Origin of the sequence: Lysinibacillus sp. RS10 (assembly GCF_041956855.1) — a bacterium.
Lineage (GTDB): Bacteria > Bacillota > Bacilli > Bacillales_A > Planococcaceae > Lysinibacillus > Lysinibacillus xylanilyticus_A.
Genome location: NZ_CP167122.1, coordinates 3,808,993 through 3,829,232 on the forward strand (window position 1 = coordinate 3,808,993; position 20,240 = coordinate 3,829,232).

Genomic DNA, 20,240 nt, shown 5'->3' on the forward strand with positions numbered 1-20,240 from the left:
TCATTCAACTTATGATACGGAGAGAGAGGTTTACTAAACCATAGTTCTATGTTTAAGCTAGACGTAGACAAAGTATAAAAATGAGTGAAGGACAGGTGGGACATTAATGCAATTATTAGAACGTGCTATGACAATTGCTAAAGTTTTAGCTTCGGAAGCAAGTGAAAGCAGCTTGTCCATTTCAGAGCTTGCGGCAAAATGCGATTTGCCACTAAGTACATTACATAGAATTTTAAAAGCGATGATTAAGGAAGGAATGATTGAACAAGACGATCAAACGAAACAATATCGTCTTGGTACAATATGGATGGAGCTCGGCCTACAAGTGTATGATACGATGGACTACATTAGTAAAATTAGGCCAGAATTAGAGCGTTTAGCTAGTGAGGTCGAGGAAAGCGTCTATTTAAGTAAGCCTGCCGGTTTAGATACGATCATTATCGAAAGAATAGACAGTGCAGCTAATCCAATTCGTATTTATGATCAGTTAGGAATTCGGATTCCGATGCATATTGGCGCCGCAAATAAGACAATCTTAGCCACAATGCCCGTTTCTCAAGCAAGGGAAATTATTGAACAGCTTCTCCCGCATGAAGAAATCGCTGAATTAGAGGTACAACTTGACCAAATAAGATTGCAAGGATTTGCCATTAGTCATGGAGAAAGAACAGCAGGAACATCCTCAATTGCAGTTTCCATTTTAAATGGTTTTAATGAAGTAGTAGGTGCTGTCAGTATAGGTTTTGTTAGCTTTAACGTTTCAACAGAACATATTAACACCCTTACGGCGCGTTTAGTGGAAACTGGTAAACGTGTTTCTATGAAGCTTGGCTATCGAGAAAAATAATATTGAAAGACTTTTAATTATATTAGCTTAAATTTGCTGTATCCAGAAATTGATTCCCTCTTATCTGACAATTATTTATGTCTGTAAAGGTTTTTTTCTTGAAAGGTTACGTGAAAACTGTTGCACTGAACGTCATCGTATGTTAAATTATTATGGTATGTGAAATACCGAACTGAAATAATAATCTTTCAGCATAAACAGTAAGGAGGGAATACAACATGCCAAAACAATGTGTAATCACTGGACGTAAAGCTCGTACTGGTAACAACCGTTCCCACGCTATGAACGCTAGCAAACGTACTTGGGGTGCTAACCTTCAAAAAGTTCGTATCTTAGTAGACGGTAAACCAAAACGTGTATGGGTTTCTGCTCGTGCATTAAAATCAGGTAAAATTGAGCGCGTTTAATCGTTGCTTCCAAAAAATCGATTTGGCATTTGGCGCAAATCGATTTTTTTCTTTCTAATTACTGGGCAGACTACCAACCGCCTTTGTGAATATTTAGATAAAAGTAGAAGTTGTATTTAAACATCCTTCTAGTGGACGACCATAAATACAATGAAATGACTAAGCCGTTAGTAATTACAATCTCGTTGTAATTACTAGCGGCTTTCTTTACATATAACAGCCTCATGTCAGCACAACAATCGCCTTTTATCTAGAGAAACCGCAGTTACAATATACTAAAGTATGGCTCTCCGGCAAAACAAAGGGTTGATTTCCGTTCCGACTGGACGCTTTGCCGCTGTCGCTTCGCTTTCGCACAGATAAAATATTTGCCGCTGACGCTTCGCTTTCGCGCAGAGCAGAGCTTCCTGGGGGCGTCGGGGCAACAGATGTTTTTTGTGCGAATGCGCAGTGCAACGTAGCGGCAGCGACAGGAAGTTGGTCACGAAGGCGTTATCACAGGACGTGATGTTTTTAGCCTTCGTTCCCCATACCGCTACGCTGCAGGGTCTCGGGCCAACAGATGTTTTTTGCGCGAAAGCGTAGTGCTAACGTAGCGGCAGCAGCAAGATGTTTTTTGCGCGAAAGCGTAGTGCTAACGTAGCGGCAGCAGCAAGATGTTTTTTGCGCGAAAGCGTAGTGCTAACGTAGCGGCAGCAGAGGGTTTTGTTTGTGCGAAAGCGCAGCGACAGCAACAGCACCGATGTTGGTCACGAAGGTGTTATCATAGGACGTAATGCTCTTAGCCTTCGTTCCTCTATCGCTGATCCCCAAGGAGTCGCCCAGTCTCCACTCCAATCAACCATTTCACATAGTGTGTATCTTCTGACACGGTACTCTAATTTATAGTGATAAAAACGGAACTTCAGCGGCAATTGTTTTCTGTGCGAAAGCATAGTGTTAACGTTGCGGCAGCAACTGGGTTTTGTCTGTGCGAAAGCGAAGCGGCAGCAACAATGTTTTATCTGTGCGAAAGTGCAACGACAGCAACAACAATTGTTTTCTGCGCGAAACCGAAGTGTCAGCAACAACAGGTATACAATCACATCATTTTGTTTTTCAACACTAAAAGAAAAATCCGACTAGTGTTAGTCGGATTTTTTTACTTTCTTTTCTTTTTTAAAAAGATTGATACACGTACGCGTAATACTACTCACAAATTTCGGTAGCTGGAACGTATATACTTTCAGGACCCTCTCCCCCTCACGCTAATCTATGCTTCTTATCATTAAACATATGCCTTGCGAGAAAGATATAGACCCCGAATTCCCTATTATTTCATTACTTGTAAAGCGGGATGTCCCTAGAGAGATTTCTTCATTTGTTGTTTCATATTTCACTTGCCTTAATGTCACATCTTTAATCGGCTCTTCATGTGCAAAAAAAGACAAATAACGATATTGCTCGTTTGCTTCTATGTTATGTTTGCCCGGCATTAAAAATTGCAACATATTTGCATGATTACTAATCTTCAACACTACCTGTGGATGCTCTTTTTGGAAGCGATACATCGAACGAACCGCTGCCTCATAATGATCTAAGCGCCCACCTGTAACACCTGTAAGAACAATTTCTAGCGGCGTATACGTCAAGGCTTTTAACAACGCTAAGTCCGTATCTGTTTCATTTTTTTCTTCCTGAAATCGTTGACTATCATTTGTATGAGTCATCACCATTTCGTATTCCTCTTGTGAGAGTGAATCAAAATCTCCTACTATGGCATGTGGTGTAATTCCTTGCTCAACCAAATAAAGTGCTCCTCGATCAGCTCCGATAAAAATGATATCATTTTGCTCTTTAAACGGTTTAAATGAACAGAGTTCCTCTTTTGGTCCACCTGCACAAACAACGACTGTTGTCATTCTTTTATCGCTGCCTCACCAGCAGCTAATATTTCCTGAAGTGCCGCTGTACGATCTTCTTTACTATAAATTGCCGAGCCAGCTACAAAAATAGTTGCTCCTGCTTTTGCACAAGGAATAATAGTCTCTGCATTAATACCACCGTCGATTTCGATAGCAATATCAAGATTACGTTCTTTAATAATAGCTGCTAATGCTTCAATTTTTGGTACTACAGAATGAATGAATTTTTGTCCACCAAAGCCTGGATTCACAGTCATGAACAACACCATATCAATATCCTCTAAAACATGTTGAATTGATTCTATGGGTGTATGTGGGTTTAATACAACACCCGGTTTGACTCCATATGAGCGAATTAACTGAATTGTACGGTGTAAATGACGGCAAGCCTCTACATGCACTGTAATATAGTCTGCTCCTGCTTTTGCAAATTGTTCTATATACTGATCAGGATTTTCAATCATTAAATGAACGTCCAACGGTAAATCAGTTAAAGGACGGATTGCATCTAAGACGATGGAGCCAAAGGAAATATTCGGCACAAAATGACCATCCATTACATCAATATGAATAAGCTGTGCACCCGCTTTTTCTACTTCCTTTACTTCTTCCCCTAATTTAGCAAAGTTAGCTGCTAAAATTGATGGTGCTATTTGTATCATCATTAATACCTCGGCTTTCGATCCATAATTTCTTGTATAAATTGTTCGTAGTGCTTATAGCGATAATCACGAATTTCTCCCGCTTCCACTGCTGCCTTTACCGCACATTTTGGCTCCTTTAAATGTAAACAGCCTCTGAATTTACAATCCTCGGCAACTCGTGCCATATCAGGGAAGCATGCGCCTAACTCTTCTTTTTCTATTTCATCAAAATCAAAAGAACTAAATCCAGGTGTATCTGCTAATAAACCGTCACATACCTCGATTAATTCGACGTGGCGTGTCGTATGTTTTCCACGCCCTAAGCTTTGTGAAATAACGCCCGTTTTTAAATTTAAATCTGGGATTAATGTATTTAGTAGTGTGGATTTCCCCACTCCAGATTGTCCTGCTAAAACAGATGATTTCCCTTTTAATATAGGTTGCAAGCGTTCAACTAATTCTTCCTCATCTTTATAGGTTTGCAGCACGGTATACCCCATGCTTTCATAATCTTCAATATAGCTTTGTAATTCCTCACGTTCATGCTCTTCTAGCAAATCCATCTTTGTTAAACAAATAATCGGATGGACATGAAATGACTCTAAAACAACTAAGAATCGATCCAGTAAAATGGTATTAAAATTAGGTTCTTTTACAGAAAAAACCAGAATACCTTGATCAATATTAGCAATCGGAGGGCGTACTAATTCATTTTGGCGATCCATAATTTTTTGAATGGTACCGTCTGACCCCTCTGTTTCCACTGTGTATTCTACAATGTCGCCAACGAGTGGGGATTCCCCGCGATTGCGAAATACCCCACGTCCTCGACATTGTATAAGCTGCTTTCCATCATATACATAATAATAACCGCTTAATGCTTTACGAATTTGGCCTTGCGCCATCCAATTCCCCCTTATTTAATATCATCATATCCCTTTTTTTCTTCAGCGATAATTTCCGAATCACGTATAATTTTATAGGCCGCTTCCTGCCCCTCTTCAATAACAAGCTGTATTTGGTATTGTGTATCAGCCGTGATCGTAAATTCCTTAAATGTTTCTAGTATCGAATGGTTTTTATCTTGAATATCAATTCGAATGGTTTGCTCCATACCTTCCTCTTTTGGCTCATATGGAATTTCCACAGTTTTCACCCAAGTTTTAACAGGTTTTTCAGCGGGCCCTTTACTTAAAACAACAGCTATTGTAGAGCCCGCTTCAACTTCTGCCCCTTCTTTTGTCAATTGTGAAATAACACTTCCAGCCGGTACTGTATCATCAAAGTCTTCACGAGCAACACGCCATTTTAAGCCTTTTCTACTTACATAGTCATCCATTTGAGCCTTTGTGTAATTCACAACATTATCTACAGTCACCATTTTTACACCTGCGCTTACCGTAAATTTCATCGATGTATCTTTAGCGATTACCTCTTCTTGTGGTTGCGGCTCTTGTTCAATAATTTGTCCTTCTGGTGCTGTTGAATGCACGTAGCTAATTTGTGGCTCTAAAAATTTCCCCTTTAACATTGATAGGACTTGGCTGATTTGCTGCCCTCTATAATCATCCACTTTCGTCATTTCCACTCCAAGACTAACGACTAAGTCTACTTCCGTACCTTCTACACGCTCTGTCCCCTCCGAAGGGTCTGTTTCAATAACTTTATCCTTTTCAACGTTCTCATCAAAACGCTCCTGATGTTCACCAACAATAAAACCTTCAGCCTCTAATTTCTTAGTAGCTTCCTCAATTGTCAAATTAGCTACACTAGGAACAGGAATCTTTTTCGGACTAAATACATCTGTTGCAAATATCAGGAATAGGAGAATGGCAATGGCTGCTATTACTAATCCAGCGACATATATTGGCCATTTTTTCTTTTTCTTTATAGGCGCTGATTTCTCAACTGGCTTCTTAACTTCTGGTTTAGGCTTTGATTGCGTAATTGGTTCGATCGCTCTTGTCTTCGTTAAATCTTCATCTTTACGTACAACTGACTCTTTTATAATGGGAATTGCCTTTGTAACATCATTATCTACAGGTATGACAAATTTTGGTTCGTTGATACGATTTGGCGATAAAACTGTCTCTAAATCCTCTTGCATTTCCTCAACAGTTGAATATCGGTGCGATGCGTCTTTTGCAGTAGCCTTCAGCACAACATTTTCCAAGCTTTGTGGAATTGTAGCATCGAATGCGCGAACTGACGGTGTCTCCGCTTGTAAATGCTTAAGCGCAATCGAAACAGCTGATTCTCCTGAAAACGGTAATTCCCCTGTTAATAATTCATACAAAACAATTCCAAGTGCATAAATATCAGATTTATTTGTTGCTGTACCGCCACGAGCCTGCTCTGGTGATAAATAATGCACAGTTCCAAGCACGGAGTTTGTTTGTGTGAATGACGTTGCACTAAGCGTCATCGCGATGCCAAAATCAGTTACTTTCACATCGCCCTCAGCATCCATTAAAATATTTTGAGGTTTAATGTCACGATGAATAATATGATTTTCATGAGCATCGGCAATTGCAGATGTTAACTGCTTCATAATATGCACACTTCTGGCAGGAGAAATTGGTGCAAATTCCTGTATGTACTGCTTTAATGTTTTTCCTTGGACATACTCCATTACAATATAATGTAGATCACCATCATCACCTACATCATAAACACTAACAATATTCGGATGTGTAAGACTTGTAGCAGAAAGTGCCTCACGTTGAAAACGTCGATGTAATTCATCCTCATTGGTAAAATCATAGCGCAATATTTTTATCGCTACATCACGGTTTAAAATCATGTCATGCGCCAAATAAACATTGGACATACCACCGCCACCAATGAGCTCTTTAACTTTATAGCGGTCACTAATTCGTTTGCCTACAAACATACTTACACCTCCTCATCTTGCCTTGTGAGTAGCACGAGGGAGATATTGTCTTCCCCCCCGCTTGCATTTGCTAATTCCACAAGTTTCCGTCCTTTTTCTTCTATTGAATCTGGATACGTAATAATTGATGCCATTTCATACACGGTTAGTTTATTGCTTAAACCGTCAGAGCAAATGAGTAAATACGATTCTGATGCTAAATCAACTTCATAAAAGTCAGGTTCAATCGTTTCTTCTGTACCAACAGCTTTTAAGATGAAATTTTTCTTTGGATGCGTCAACGCTTCCTCTTCACTTATTTCACCATTTTCAACGAGAACATTTACATATGAGTGATCTCTTGTTATTTGTTGTGCACCATCATCAAAGAAATAATACACACGACTATCGCCAACATGTGCGATAAAGCAATGATTATCTTCAATTAACACCGCAATAAACGTCGTGCCCATTCCTTTACAGTCTTCATGTGATAAAGAATAGTCATATATATTTTTATTTAATTGCTTAACTGCTTGTAATAACCATTCTTTTTTTGATGTTGTTGATGCAAAATGATGTGCCTCTGCCTGTAAAAAAACGGATTCTATCTGTTTCATTGCCATATCACTTGCTACATCGCCAGCATTATGACCTCCCATGCCGTCCGCTACAAGTGCAAGTGCAAGCCCGTCTGGACGTTTAAAAAAAGCCGCACGGTCTTCATTAATTGCTCTTTTTAACCCAATATCACTTTCGACTGTGTATTTCAACACTGGTCACCTCGTCTCTTCAGATCTCTCTTGCGCACGTAACTGTCCACACGCAGCTGCAATATCTGAACCTTGCTCTCGGCGGATCGTTACGTTAATACCATTTTTCTTTAAAGTTTTTTCAAAGGCAAAAATTTGACTACGAGATGTGCGAACATAATCACGTTCTGGTACGTAGTTTACAGGAATTAAGTTCACGTGGCATTTAATTCCTTTTATTAATGCAGATAATTCTTCAGCAACTTCAACTGAATCATTTTCACCAGACATTAAACCATACTCAAAAGTTACACGTCGGCCAGTTTTTTTAGTATAGTAACGGACAGCTTCCATTAATTCATCCAATTTGTAAGCACGTGCAATTGGCATTAGTTTTTGACGAGCCTCTTGGTTTGGTGCGTGCAAGGATACTGCGAAGTTGATTTGTAACTGTTCATCAGCAAATTGATAAATTTTCGGAACAATCCCCGATGTCGATACAGTGATGTGACGAGCACCAATGTTTAACCCTTTTTCATGGTTGATGACTTTTAAGAAGTTCATCATTGCATCATAATTATCGAAAGGTTCTCCAATACCCATAATAACGATATGTGATACACGCTCGCCCACTTCATCTAAAGTTTGTTGTACTTTGACAACTTGCTCTACGATTTCCCCTGCTAGTAAATGACGTTTTAATCCACCTAAAGTTGACGCACAAAACGTACAACCAATTCGGCAGCCTACTTGTGTCGTCACACAAATAGAGTTCCCGTATTCATGACGCATTAATACAGTTTCAATAGAATAGCCATCTTGTAACTGGAATAAAAACTTGATAGTACCATCTTTTGATTCCTGTTGAATAATTGTTGACAATGTCGTCAATACAAAACTTGCTTCAAGCTTGTCACGTAATCCTTTTGAAAGGTTAGACATTTCATCAAATGTTTTTACACGTTTATTATAAAGCCAATCAAAAATTTGTGCTGCACGGAATGGTTTTTCACCATTTTCCTTTAACCATTCTTCTAACTGTTCCGGCTGTAATGAGTATACCGATTCCTTTAAATTTGGTTTTTCTTTTTTCGCGCGTTGTACAGGCTTGTCTTCTGCTTCCTCAACTAAGTCGCTAATGCGCTCATTAAATTTCTCTTGATCCACCATTAGTTGGATTCTCCTTTTTTACGAAAGGCGGCAACGAAGAAACCGTCACTGCCAAAGTCTTGTGGAAAGACTTGAAGCATGCCATTTGCTTGCTTTTCCGCTAATTTTGTTGGTAAAGATTCTAGTTGTATAGCTTCCATTTCTGGATGCGTAGTTAAAAAGGCTTCTACAGTGCCTTCATTTTCTTTTTTATCGACTGTACATGTACTGTACACAAGCTTGCCACCAATTTTCAATACTTTTGTTGCAGCATTTAATAGCGCCAATTGTATCTTTTGGAGGTTTTCTAAATCTTCTTCTCGTTTTGTATATTTAATATCTGGCTTGCGGCGCATGACACCTAAACCACTACAAGGTGCATCGACTAAAATAGCGTCGAAAGATTCTAGTTGTAGAAAATCAGGTGCTTTACGTCCGTCAATCGGTGCAGTCTCTACTATATCAATCCCTAGACGATCAGTATTATGGTCGATTAAATCTAATTTATGAGGGTGAAGGTCGGTCGCTAAAATCGAACCTTCATTTTTCATAATTTCAGCTATATGTGTTGTCTTTCCACCTGGAGCTGCACACATATCTAAGACACGCATGCCAGAGGATGGATTCAAGACTTTTGCTGGAATCATTGAGCTTTCATCCTGAATAGTAATAAGCCCTTCTTGGAATGCCTTTGTTCGAGCTGGCTGACCATTTGTTACATGTAAGCATTCAGGCATTATATCGCTTTTTTTCGCTGTTAAGCCTTCCGCTTCTATGCTAGCAATCGCTTGATCAACGCTCACTTTTGTCGTATTTACACGTACAGTTTGCACTGGAGGTACATTATTTTCATGTAACATTTCAGACGCTATTTCAATACCATAATTCTCGACAAAACGTTGCACTAACCACTCCGGATGACTCGTTTCAATGACCAGACGCTCGATCGGATCTTTAATCTCATCAGTAGAAGCCACACCCTGACGTAAAATAGAGCGTAAAATACCGTTAACCATTGAAGCTATACCTTTGTGACCTCGTCGCTTGGCAATTTCTACAGCTTCATTCACCGCTGCATGTGGTGGTATACGAGTTAAATAATGCATTTGATATAAAGATAAACGTAAAAGCCAGCGCACCCAATGATCTACTGAACCACGAATAAATGGCTCTAAATAGTAGTCAAGTGTCATTTTAAATTGTAAAGTGCCGTACGTAATTTCTGTTAAAAGCGCACGATCCTTCGCTTCAATTTTATGGCGCTTTATCGTTTCATTTAAAAGTAAATTACTATAGGCTTGATTTTTATCCACTGCTAACAAAATAGAAAGTGCAGCATCACGCACATTTCCATCCCAAATTACTACGCTTTTTTTACTCATTTAAATTGGTCCCCAATCTGTAATTTAGAACCTGTACCACGCAAATATTCCTCTGCTGTCATGCGTTTTTTACCAGCTGGTTGTACATCATACAGGGCAAGTGTTGTTCCATTTCCTGCCGCTACTTCAAAATGATCCTTTGAAATCACAACGACCGTACCAGGAATAGTATCATGTTTTGCGTTACCAACCTTCGCCCACCAAATTTTAAAGCTCCCATCTTCAAATGTTGTATAGGCAACTGGCCATGGATGAAGACCACGTACTTGATTGTATAAAGTTGTAGCATCGTTTGCCCAGTCGATTCGTTCCTGTTCACGTGAAATATTGCTTGCAAAGGTTACTTGTGCTTCATCCTGTACGGTACGATTATTTGTTCCATTTATAATAGAAGGAAGTGTTTCTTTTAATAATTCGCAGCCTACAACACTTAGCTTATCAAATAGTCCACCTGTATGATCTCCCTCTTCAATTGGGGTAGCCTTTTGAGATATGATATCACCAGCATCGAGCTTTTGCTCCATATACATAATCGTTACACCAGTCTCTTTTTCACCATCAATAATGGCTTGGTGAATAGGTGCTCCACCGCGATATTTCGGTAAAAGTGACGCATGGACGTTAATGCAACCAAGCGGTGGTGCATCTAGCAATTCCTTCGGCAAAATTTGGCCAAAAGCTGCTGTTACGATTAGGTCAGGCTGTAAATCAATAATTTGTTGTAATTCCTCTGAACCACGTAGCTTTTCAGGCTGAATAACGTGTAAACCTAATTCTAAAGCTGCTGCCTTAACAGGTGGCGGTGTTAGCACACGCTTACGCCCAACTGGACGATCTGGCTGAGTAACTACCGCTTTAATATCATAGCCTTCATGATGTAGCATACGCAAAATTGGCGCTGAGAAATCAGGTGTTCCCATAAAAATTATTGAAGTCATGTTATTCCTCCTCTTCAGCGTACATTGCTTCAAGCTCTTCTTCAGTTAGAATACGTTTGATTTTTGAATCAAATAGCACGCCATCTAAATGATCGATTTCATGTAAAATTGCTCGTGCATCAAAGCCTCCCGCTTCTAGCTCATATACACGTCCTTCACGGTCACACGCTTCAATTTTTACATAGTCAGGTCGTTCAACCTCACCGTATAATCCCGGGAAGCTTAAGCATCCCTCAATATCTACTTCAGCTCCATCCGTTACAATAACAGTCGGATTAATCATTTCTAAAATATCTCGTTCCTCGCCAAGCTCAACAATTGCAACTCGTAAGCCTACATCTATTTGTGGTGCTGCAATACCAACACCATCATATTCAACCATTGTGTCATATAAATCATCTAGTAAAGCAATAATTTCTTCATTAATTTCTGTTACTTCCGCACACGGTGTTGATAATACCTTTGCTGGATGTTCAACAACTTTTTTAATTGCCATATTCTATTCCTCATTTCTATATTTAAGGCATATACCTTGTCTAATTGTAACGCCACATCATAATCTAACTAGTTCATTTAAAAATGTCATCCCTGACTTTTGGTGATGAACTATTTTATATAGTTGACGGATCTAAATCTACCGTCATTAATATACCCTGTTTAATCCATTCCGCTCGATACATCGCTAGCAGGCGCTGTAATACAGGAATTAGATTTGGTTCAATTTTATATTTTATCAAACATTGATAGCGATATCTATTTTGGAGACGACTAATACTTGCCGTTGTTGGACCAATAATGGCAACCTGGTTTGATAAGTTTTCCCTGAGCCAATCTGCCGCTCGTCCAGCATACTCTGCAGCCATCATGACATCTTCATGAGATATTTGAACAAGCGCTACAAAATAATACGGTGGGTAGCCTGAGCGACGGCGTAAAAACATTTCACGTTCGTAAAACGGCTCGTAATCTTGTATTTTTGCCAATTCAATCGCATAATGCTCTGGCGTATACGATTGAATAATAACCTCACCATGCTTTTCATGACGGCCAGCTCTACCACTAACCTGCGTTAATAATTGAAATGTACGCTCCGCTGCACGGTAATCTGGTAGATGTAGAGATGTATCAGCACTAAGTACACCAACAAGCGTAATATTAGGAAAATCAAGACCTTTCGCAATCATTTGCGTACCTAGCAAAATATCTGCCTGCCCTTCCCCAAATGCCTGCAAAATTTCTTCGTGTGCACCTTTTTGTTTAGTTGTATCAACATCCATCCGCAAAACCCTTGCCTCAGGAAATAGCTTATAAATTTCTTCCTCGACTTTTTGAGTTCCTGTACCAAAATAGCGAATATGCTCACTCTGACATTGTGGACATATTTGTGGAACACGTTCCTCATAACCACAATAATGACATTTTAATTTCTCTGTTGTTCGATGATATGTTAACGAGATGTCACAATTTGGACATTGCACAACCGTCCCACAATCACGACAAAGCACAAAAGAAGAATAGCCACGACGATTTAAAAACATCACCATCTGTTCTTTTTTCTCAAGTCTTACACGTATAGCATCAATAAGTTGCTCCGAAAACATAGAACGATTCCCTTTTTGAAGTTCTTCTCGCATATCGGCAATAAAAACAGTTGGTAACGGTTGATGCAAAGCACGTTGCTTTAAGGATAGCAAACTATAAACGCCCTTTTTTGCTCTCGCAAATGATTCAAGTGCAGGCGTTGCACTACCTAATATAACAGGGCATTTGTAAAATTCACTTCTCCATATCGCTACATCCCTAGCATGATAACGTGGTGAATCTTCTTGCTTATATGTTGATTCATGCTCTTCATCTAAAATAATAAGCCCTATATTTGTAAAAGGTGCGAAAATTGCTGAACGAGCTCCAACAACAACACTTACTTTTCCTTGCTGAATTTTACGCCATTCGTCATACTTTTCGCCGACAGATAACCCACTATGCATCACAGCAACCATCTCACCAAAACGACTACGGAAACGTTCCGTCATTTGTGGTGTTAATGATATTTCAGGCACTAGCATAATGGCTTCCTTACCTTCATCTAACACCTTTTGTATTGCTTGCAAATAGATCTCCGTTTTACCACTCCCCGTGACGCCATGTAGTAAAAAAGTTTTCGCAGTCTGTTCTTCTATCGATGTAGTAATAGCCTTTAGGGCAACATGTTGCTCATCCGTTAATTGTAAAGATTGAGTACGGGAAACCTCCTTCGTAAAAGGATCACGATACACCTCTTCTTGTATAAAGTGAGCGGCTCCTTTGTCAATAACTGACTGTAATACTGCCGAAGATACACCTGTTTCCTCATAGATTTTCTGTGGCAAAAGAACTTCTCCAAGGTGTGCATTCATCCATTCTATCAGCAGGCGCTGTTTAGCTGCTCTCGCTGCCTCTTCCATCGCCTTGTCGATATCTTGCTGATTATCTGAAATTTTGACCATTCGTATTTCTTTCACATTCCCTTGTTGCTTCACAACATTTTCAATTCTTACAATTTTATTAGTTATAAGCTGCTTTAATAAAGGGAGTAATCCTGCACGCTCAAAATCCTTGAAATTAGCCTGTTGTCGCTTACCGAAAATAGCCTTAGCCTCTTCCGGTAAAGCATCTTTGTCCTCTTGCATCATGATGATTTTTTCATACTTCGCTCGAAGCGCTGATGGAAGCATGACCTGCAAGGCATCAATTTCATAGCAAATCGTTTCGTTTTTCAGCCACTTTGCCATTGATAGCATTTCTTCTGTTAGCACAGGCTCAATATCTAAAATTTGCGCAATAGATTTTAATTTGTTAGATGGTACATCTGTGTTATTTTTTAATCCGACCACAAAGCCTAGCACATTTCTTGGTCCAAACGGTACTTTTACACGACAGCCCATTTCTATAATAGTTATCCATTCTGTAGGTACTTCATAGTCAAATGGACGATCTACATGATATGTTGAAACATCCACTATAACTTCTGCAATCAAAAAACTCATTGCTTCTCACCATCTAAAACATATGTCCAAAATGCTTTAGAAAACTGCGTGGCATCTGTCGTATCCCAAAATTGACCATTTACTTCTGCCGTGTCACTAAAATCAATCCACGTGTCAGATACGATTGTTAACATTTGATCCCCAATAACTTTTTGTCCAAAGGTTATAGCAGTTTTTCCTTCTACGGATAATATCGGTGCCCCTTCAATTGTAGGCGTATTTGCAGCATGGATAAAATATGCAGATGGATATTGTTTTTGATAATCCTCAAGTTGTTCAAAAAGCTTATGCACATTTGCTTCTTTTTCATTTATCAGGATAACATTTGCCCCAAGTTTTTTTGCTTCTTCTGCAATTGCTTGACCAATTCTACCATTCGCTTGTGTACTAATAACATGGTGCTCGTCCAATGGTACATAAAATGCTCCAGCTGTGACCACTACCGTTTTACCAGCTAGTCGCTTGGCCTTCTCTGAAAAAAATTCTTGCACAATCGCCGTTATTTTTTCTGGCTCCTCTAAACGACCTTTACCAACATAGCCACATGCCAAAAATCCTTCCGAAGGCTCAATAAATTGATAGCCATCAGATTTTAACTGAGCCAAATTTCGTTTTACCGCTGGATGGTCATACATATGTACATTCATCGCTGGTGCAAGCCATACAGGGGCAGTTGTTGCAAGCAATGTCGTCGTTACCATATCATCTGCAATGCCATTCGCCAGTTTCCCGATGACATTTGCAGTAGCTGGTGCAACTAAAATTAAATCTGCCCAATCGGCCAAATCAATATGGGCAATAACACTCGAATCCTTTTCATCAAAAGTATCGAAAAAAACATCATTTTTGGACATAACTTGAAAGCTCAGCGGATTCACAAATTGCCTTGCTGATGCTGTCATGATAACCTTTACATTTGCTCCTGCCTGAGATAGCTTGCTAACTAGAGCGACAGCCTTATAAACCGCTATACCACCTGAAACACAAAGTAAAATATTTTTATTCATGCACAATCGTCCTTTCAAATGATAAGCTCCCAAAGGAAAATTCCTCGGGAGCTCTCGACATTCTGTATAATCAAAAATCCACTGCTGACGATCAATTATGCCTCGGCATAATTGTGTTTGAACATCCGCTGAAAAGTAGCTTAAATCGGCATTTATCTCACCACCTAGAGAGGTGGGAGACTTCTGTACCTGTCGCTAGGCTTTCGGTACAAAAGACTTTTGCTGAAAGAAGTTAACATTAATTTGGCAACAGCTTATTTATCAATGTTAGATTTCGTCTTCGTATACAGTTGACTCATCCTGTGACACTTTCGTAAGTACACCTGCCGCTACTTCTTCAAGCGCTTTTCCTACGTATTTGTAAGAAACATACTTGTGTAAACGTTCAGTGCCTTCTTCTTCTTGCATTTGACGAGCACGTTTAGATGCTAAACTTACTAATGAATATTTTGAATCGATTTCTTTTTTTAATCTATCTACTGATGGGTATAACATAGGTTTATTCTCCTCTCAACATTGACAAATATCTTTTTTCAACACGTTCTCTACGACAATGCTCGGCTTTAATAATCGCATTTATACGATCACAGGCATTAGTCACTTCATCATTTTCAACCACATAATCATATAGGCTCATCATTTCGAGCTCTTCACTTGCAGTAGCAATACGCTTTGCAATAACTTCTGCTGTTTCTGTCCCACGACCAACTAAACGGTCCTTTAGTTCTGTTAAGCTTGGTGGGGCTAAGAAAATAAATAATGCATCTGGTGCCTTTTTACGGATTTGTGCAGCACCCTGCACTTCGATTTCTAAAAACACATCACGTCCTGCATCAAGTGTTTCATTTACATAGGCTAACGGTGTTCCGTAATAATTGCCTACAAATTCAGCATGCTCCAATAAACCACCATGATCAATTAACGTTTCAAATTCTTCACGTGTCTTGAAAAAATAGTCTACACCATCTACTTCACCTTCGCGAGGATTTCGTGTTGTCATCGAGATGGAATACTCATAATTCGTATTCGGCTGAGAAAATAATTCTTTACGCACTGTCCCTTTACCTACACCAGATGGGCCAGACAGAACAATTAATAATCCACGTTCTTTTATCATTTTTTCTCTATATCTCCCTTAATTTATAACAGATACATGCGAGCTATTCGATATTTTGAACTTGCTCACGCATCTTTTCTAAAATTGTTTTCGCCTGAACCACTGCAATGGCCGCCTCTGTAGATTGATTTTTTGAACCAATCGTATTGATCTCACGGTGTATTTCTTGCATTAAAAAGTCTAGTTTACGGCCAACCGAAATCGTTTCTTGTAACGTTTCTTTCAGTTGATGAAAGTGACTATCTAATCGGTCCAATTCTTCGGTGATGTCCACACGTTCTGCAAATATCGCTACTTCTGCAAGTAGGCGATCTTCTAACAACACTCCATCCGCCACTTCAGAAATTCGTTCTAATAATCGTGTACGATATTTTTTAACAGCAAGAGAGGAGCATGAACGAATCTGTTTCACTTGTTCCATTAACTGTTCTTTAAATTGTACAACAACATCTTGTAATTCTCGCCCTTCACGCTCACGCATTTGAATCAACTGCTCAATTGCTTGCGTAATAGCCTTTTCAACAGCCAAAAGTAAATCCTCAGGTGTAAGCTGTGGTTTTTCCTGTACAAGTGCTTGTTCAAGCGATAGTAGCTCTTGCATCGTCCATTTTTCTTCTAGTGGTACTTTACTTGCTAATTGCTCTTTTGCCTTACGATACGCTTCAATTAATGACCAATTAATTTCAATAGTTTGCTCGACGTTATCTAAGTCCTTAACGTATACCATCACATCAATTTTGCCACGTGACAAAGCTTGTGAAATTAACTTCTTTGCAAAAATTTCTGCTTCAAGCCATTCTTTCGGAAATTTTGCATGAATTTCTAAAAAACGATGGTTGACCGAGCGCATTTCTACGGTTAATTGAAAGTCTTTTGTTGTTGTGACACCTCTGCCAAAACCAGTCATACTACGCACCAAGGTTCGTCACACCTTTCTTTGCATACTGGGATTATTATAACATAAGCTCTGTCATTTATGACGTCTCTCCGCAAAAAATTAGATAGAGCAATAATTCTACCACAATTGAAGCTATATTTTAATATTCACCTAAAAAATGCTATGATAAACATAAGAAAAGTGCATTTGTGCTACCTAAACACTAACCTTGTGTAACAATGCACCATTAAAATATTAAAAAGACGAAAGTACCAAGATGCTTTATATTCTTGGGAAGAGGAATTCATATGGCATTTGATGGCTTATTTACTTATGCAATGACGGCCGACCTACAACAATTAGTAACAGGCCGGATCACTAAAATACATCAACCAAACGCTCAGGAGGTTGTTCTACATATTCGTGCGAACGGAAGCAATCACAAATTACTTTTTTCAATTCATTCTTCTTACGCACGTGTCCATCTTACTGAGCAGTCTATCGAGAATCCAGCAGAACCCCCTATGTTTTGTATGCTGTTGCGCAAGCATATAGAGGGCGGTTTTATTTCTTCTATTAAACAGCATGATTTTGATCGCATTATAATAGTAGAAATTCACAGTAAAAATGAAATTGGAGACCCTATTGTCAGGGAGTTACATGCTGAAATTATGGGCCGTCACAGTAATCTGTTGTTAATAGATAAGGAGCAGGGAAAAATAGTCGACAGCTTAAAACATTTGCCGCCTTCTGTGAATAGTTTTCGAACAGTGTTACCTGGTCAACCTTATATCGCGCCGCCTGCCCAAAATAAATGGCATCCTTTAGCAGTTACGGACGAACAGCTTACTAGTTTTTTCTCTGAACAAAAAACCGCTAAGGAAATTGTTGCGCAATTTGTCGGCTTCTCACCCAATCATGCAGAAGAATTATTGTTCCGTTTAACAGATGCAGATGATCAAGTAAATTGCTTTAAAAATTTTATTTCTTCCTTTAATAATGGTGGAACGGAGCCAATGTATGTCATCGCTAATAATAAAACTTACTTCTCACCAATCGCTCTAACACATTTACAAGGAGATGTAACGATTTATCCAAATGTACACGAGCTGCTTGACCGCGTATTTTTTGCACGAGCCGAGCGAGATCGCGTCAAACAGCAGGCAGGTGATTTAGAGCGATGGTTACAAAATGAAATTGATAAGCTTACATTAAAAACTAAAAAGTTAAACAAAGACTACGAACGTGCATCTAAACTTGATCAGTTCCAATTATATGGAGAATTACTGATGGCAAATATTTACTCGTTCGAAAAAGGTGTAAAGGAAGTAACTGTCGTTAACTACTATAGTGAGACTGGAGAAGACGAAATCACCATTCCAGTGAGCGAACGTAAAACACCGATTGAAAATGCTCAAAGTTATTACACAAAATATACAAAGGCAAAAAATGCCCTTATTATGGTTCAAGAACAGCTAGAAAAAACGAAGGAAGAAATAGCATATTTTGAAATGCTTGCTCAGCAAGTTCAACAAGCTGCCCCTGGGGATATAGAAGAAATTCGTGAAGAATTAGCAGAGCAAGGTTATTTAAAATTACGTCATGCAAGAAAAAAGAAAAAGCAAGTGAAGCCTGAGCCTGAACGCTATGTCTCTTCTACAGGTGTAGCCATCTCAGTTGGGAAAAATAACAAGCAAAATGACATGCTTACATTTAAAATGGCTAAACGTACAGATACTTGGCTACATACAAAGGATATTCCAGGCTCTCATGTTGTCATTCATACGAGTGAACCAGACGATACAACATTACGAGAAGCTGCTACTCTTGCTGCCTATTTTTCAAAAGCAAGAGACTCTTCCTCTGTCCCAGTCGATTACACAGAAATACGTCAGGTAAAAAAGCCAAATGGCGCTAAACCTGGTTTTGTTATTTACTTTGAACAAAAAACTTTATACATCGATCCAGATGAAACTGTCATTTTACAGTTAAAAAAACAATCTTAAAAGTGGGAATACGATATGAAATGTATCGTATTCCTTTTTTTAGGATCATCACCATAACATTTGATTGATTTCCGTTCCGACTGGGCGCTTTCCTAGGGGCGTCCGATGAGTCGTTCAGTGGGAACGAAGATCAACCACCTCACATAGCGTATGTTTTCTGACCTGTCACTTAAGCAAATCTGTGCGAAAGCGGAGTGGCTGGATGTTCCAAAATGCCAATCGCTGATAAAATGCCATGAATCGCTGATAACATCAAGAAAATCGCTGATAAAATGCCGTGAATCGCTGATAACATCAAGAAAACCGCTGATAAAGTGCCGTGAATCGCTGATAACATCAAGAAAACCGCTGATAAAATGCTATGAATCGCTGATAACATCAAGAAAACCGCTGATAAAATGCTATGAATCGCTGATAAAAATGCCGAGCCCCCATCACCTCGACGGTCAACATCAGATTGCCCTGGGCGGCTTCTCATTCACCCACCTGCATTTACTGTTTATTTTTAAAAAGCCTTTTATATAGAAATCATAATATGGTAAAATCGACCATATATAGAAGTTAAGTAAATTTTCTACTCATTAAGTTCTACTGACACAGTTTTTTAGTAATTATCTGTAGAAGCCTTCCTCCTAAGCAGGACAAATGATTTTCTCCATAAAACAGCAACATAAAAGTACTTAGAAGCATGTATGTTTTTCCATTTACATACGCAAAATTCTGTTCGCATATAATTAATAATATATAGTGTTTTTTCATACATAGTTGTATATGCAAGCAATGTGTAAATTATTTCAAAAAAATATATTTAACCAAAATACAATACACTTTTCACTTAATAAATGTTCATTTTTTCAACATTTACTCTATTTCTTCTTTTTTCTCTTTTATACCAGATAACCTTAGATAAATACAAAACAAGATTCCTATATATCATTAATAGCTAAAAATATTCATTCTTCGCGATTAGAAATTACAAAAATATACCTGAACTTGAAGCTAAATCACTCAGTTTTACAATGATTTTCTACAAATCCATACAAATCTCTCAAAGTATCACACCTGTGACTATTGAATCATTTTTCGAATAACAATAATGTTATCTAAAGAATATGAATTTTCGGTATAATAAATCATTTTTTAATTTTTATTTTATTTTTGATATTCAGAACAAATAAATATCAAATTTTTATTATCATATTACTTTAACACGTTAATGTAATGAATCGAAAAAAATTATTATTCTATTAGATGTCAGATAATACTATATAAATTTGAATCTTTTTTATTTTGTGCAAATGATTTTTTTGGT

19 protein-coding genes are annotated in these 20,240 nt (G+C 38.6%); 3 read left to right on the forward strand and 16 right to left on the reverse strand.

Features of this window, described 5'->3' with window-relative positions:
- Positions 1-106: 106 nt before the first annotated feature.
- Both ACB089_RS19420 and rpmB read left to right on the forward strand, forming a co-directional pair.
- On the forward strand, positions 107-847 hold the full coding sequence (locus tag ACB089_RS19420; protein ID WP_374963537.1) for an IclR family transcriptional regulator: 741 nt from the start codon (positions 107-109) through the stop codon (positions 845-847).
- A 218-nt stretch (positions 848-1,065) separates the two neighbouring features.
- Entirely contained in the window at positions 1,066-1,254 is a 189-nt protein-coding gene (rpmB, locus tag ACB089_RS19425; RefSeq protein ID WP_049668398.1) for a 50S ribosomal protein L28, read from the forward strand.
- Positions 1,255-2,381: 1,127 nt separating this feature from the next.
- Here the strand turns inward: rpmB and ACB089_RS19430 are convergent.
- The 15 genes from ACB089_RS19430 to ACB089_RS19500 form a co-directional block, all read right to left on the reverse strand.
- Positions 2,382-2,450 (reverse strand): hypothetical protein, encoded by a 69-nt coding sequence (locus ACB089_RS19430; RefSeq protein WP_374967600.1) that lies wholly within the window; start codon positions 2,448-2,450, stop codon positions 2,382-2,384.
- Positions 2,451-2,501: 51 nt separating this feature from the next.
- Complete coding sequence (locus ACB089_RS19435) at positions 2,502-3,155, reverse strand: thiamine diphosphokinase (RefSeq protein WP_374963538.1); 654 nt, start codon at positions 3,153-3,155, stop codon at positions 2,502-2,504.
- Positions 3,152-3,820 (reverse strand): ribulose-phosphate 3-epimerase, encoded by a 669-nt coding sequence (gene rpe, locus ACB089_RS19440; RefSeq protein WP_368635588.1) that lies wholly within the window; start codon positions 3,818-3,820, stop codon positions 3,152-3,154. Before rpe ends, ACB089_RS19435 begins: the two co-directional genes overlap by 4 nt.
- A gap of 2 nt (positions 3,821-3,822) precedes the next feature.
- Positions 3,823-4,707 carry a ribosome small subunit-dependent GTPase A gene (rsgA, locus tag ACB089_RS19445; RefSeq protein WP_374963539.1) on the reverse strand — a complete coding sequence of 295 codons (885 nt, stop codon included), beginning with the start codon at positions 4,705-4,707 and terminating at the stop codon, positions 3,823-3,825.
- A gap of 11 nt (positions 4,708-4,718) precedes the next feature.
- The gene (gene pknB / locus ACB089_RS19450) at positions 4,719-6,695 is read right to left on the reverse strand and encodes a Stk1 family PASTA domain-containing Ser/Thr kinase (RefSeq protein ID WP_374963540.1); all 1,977 of its coding nucleotides are present in this window, start codon (positions 6,693-6,695) and stop codon (positions 4,719-4,721) included.
- Between the two features lie 2 nt (positions 6,696-6,697).
- Positions 6,698-7,447 (reverse strand): Stp1/IreP family PP2C-type Ser/Thr phosphatase, encoded by a 750-nt coding sequence (locus ACB089_RS19455; protein ID WP_223552766.1) that lies wholly within the window; start codon positions 7,445-7,447, stop codon positions 6,698-6,700.
- Positions 7,448-7,453: 6 nt separating this feature from the next.
- Positions 7,454-8,596 (reverse strand): 23S rRNA (adenine(2503)-C(2))-methyltransferase RlmN, encoded by a 1,143-nt coding sequence (gene rlmN, locus ACB089_RS19460; RefSeq protein WP_368635495.1) that lies wholly within the window; start codon positions 8,594-8,596, stop codon positions 7,454-7,456.
- Positions 8,596-9,957, reverse strand: coding sequence for a 16S rRNA (cytosine(967)-C(5))-methyltransferase RsmB (rsmB, locus tag ACB089_RS19465; RefSeq protein ID WP_374963541.1), 1,362 nt, complete (start codon positions 9,955-9,957; stop codon positions 8,596-8,598). The genes rlmN and rsmB overlap by 1 nt, the downstream gene beginning before the upstream one ends.
- The gene (fmt, locus tag ACB089_RS19470) at positions 9,954-10,895 is read right to left on the reverse strand and encodes a methionyl-tRNA formyltransferase (protein WP_374963542.1); all 942 of its coding nucleotides are present in this window, start codon (positions 10,893-10,895) and stop codon (positions 9,954-9,956) included. The genes rsmB and fmt overlap by 4 nt, the downstream gene beginning before the upstream one ends.
- Position 10,896: 1 nt before the next feature.
- The gene (gene def / locus ACB089_RS19475) at positions 10,897-11,391 is read right to left on the reverse strand and encodes a peptide deformylase (protein ID WP_068983202.1); all 495 of its coding nucleotides are present in this window, start codon (positions 11,389-11,391) and stop codon (positions 10,897-10,899) included.
- A 115-nt stretch (positions 11,392-11,506) separates the two neighbouring features.
- Entirely contained in the window at positions 11,507-13,921 is a 2,415-nt protein-coding gene (priA, locus tag ACB089_RS19480; RefSeq protein ID WP_374963543.1) for a primosomal protein N', read from the reverse strand.
- Positions 13,918-14,928, reverse strand: a complete 1,011-nt coding sequence (gene coaBC / locus ACB089_RS19485; RefSeq protein ID WP_374963544.1) for a bifunctional phosphopantothenoylcysteine decarboxylase/phosphopantothenate--cysteine ligase CoaBC — start codon at positions 14,926-14,928, stop codon at positions 13,918-13,920. The genes priA and coaBC overlap by 4 nt, the downstream gene beginning before the upstream one ends.
- A gap of 267 nt (positions 14,929-15,195) precedes the next feature.
- Positions 15,196-15,423: a DNA-directed RNA polymerase subunit omega gene (gene rpoZ, locus ACB089_RS19490; RefSeq protein WP_368635500.1), complete on the reverse strand. Its 228-nt coding sequence runs from the start codon at positions 15,421-15,423 to the stop codon at positions 15,196-15,198.
- Between the two features lie 4 nt (positions 15,424-15,427).
- Complete coding sequence (gene gmk, locus ACB089_RS19495) at positions 15,428-16,045, reverse strand: guanylate kinase (protein WP_068983204.1); 618 nt, start codon at positions 16,043-16,045, stop codon at positions 15,428-15,430.
- 43 nt (positions 16,046-16,088) lie between these two features.
- The gene (locus ACB089_RS19500) at positions 16,089-16,964 is read right to left on the reverse strand and encodes a YicC/YloC family endoribonuclease (RefSeq protein ID WP_374963545.1); all 876 of its coding nucleotides are present in this window, start codon (positions 16,962-16,964) and stop codon (positions 16,089-16,091) included.
- Between the two features lie 266 nt (positions 16,965-17,230).
- Between ACB089_RS19500 and ACB089_RS19505 the strand changes: the two genes are divergently transcribed.
- A complete protein-coding gene (locus ACB089_RS19505) occupies positions 17,231-18,928 on the forward strand; it encodes an NFACT family protein (RefSeq protein WP_374963546.1) in 1,698 nt (565 codons plus the stop codon).
- Positions 18,929-19,097: 169 nt separating this feature from the next.
- Here the strand turns inward: ACB089_RS19505 and ACB089_RS19510 are convergent, their stop codons facing one another.
- Positions 19,098-19,406: a hypothetical protein gene (locus ACB089_RS19510; protein ID WP_374963547.1), complete on the reverse strand. Its 309-nt coding sequence runs from the start codon at positions 19,404-19,406 to the stop codon at positions 19,098-19,100.
- Between the last annotated feature and the right edge of the window lie 834 nt (positions 19,407-20,240).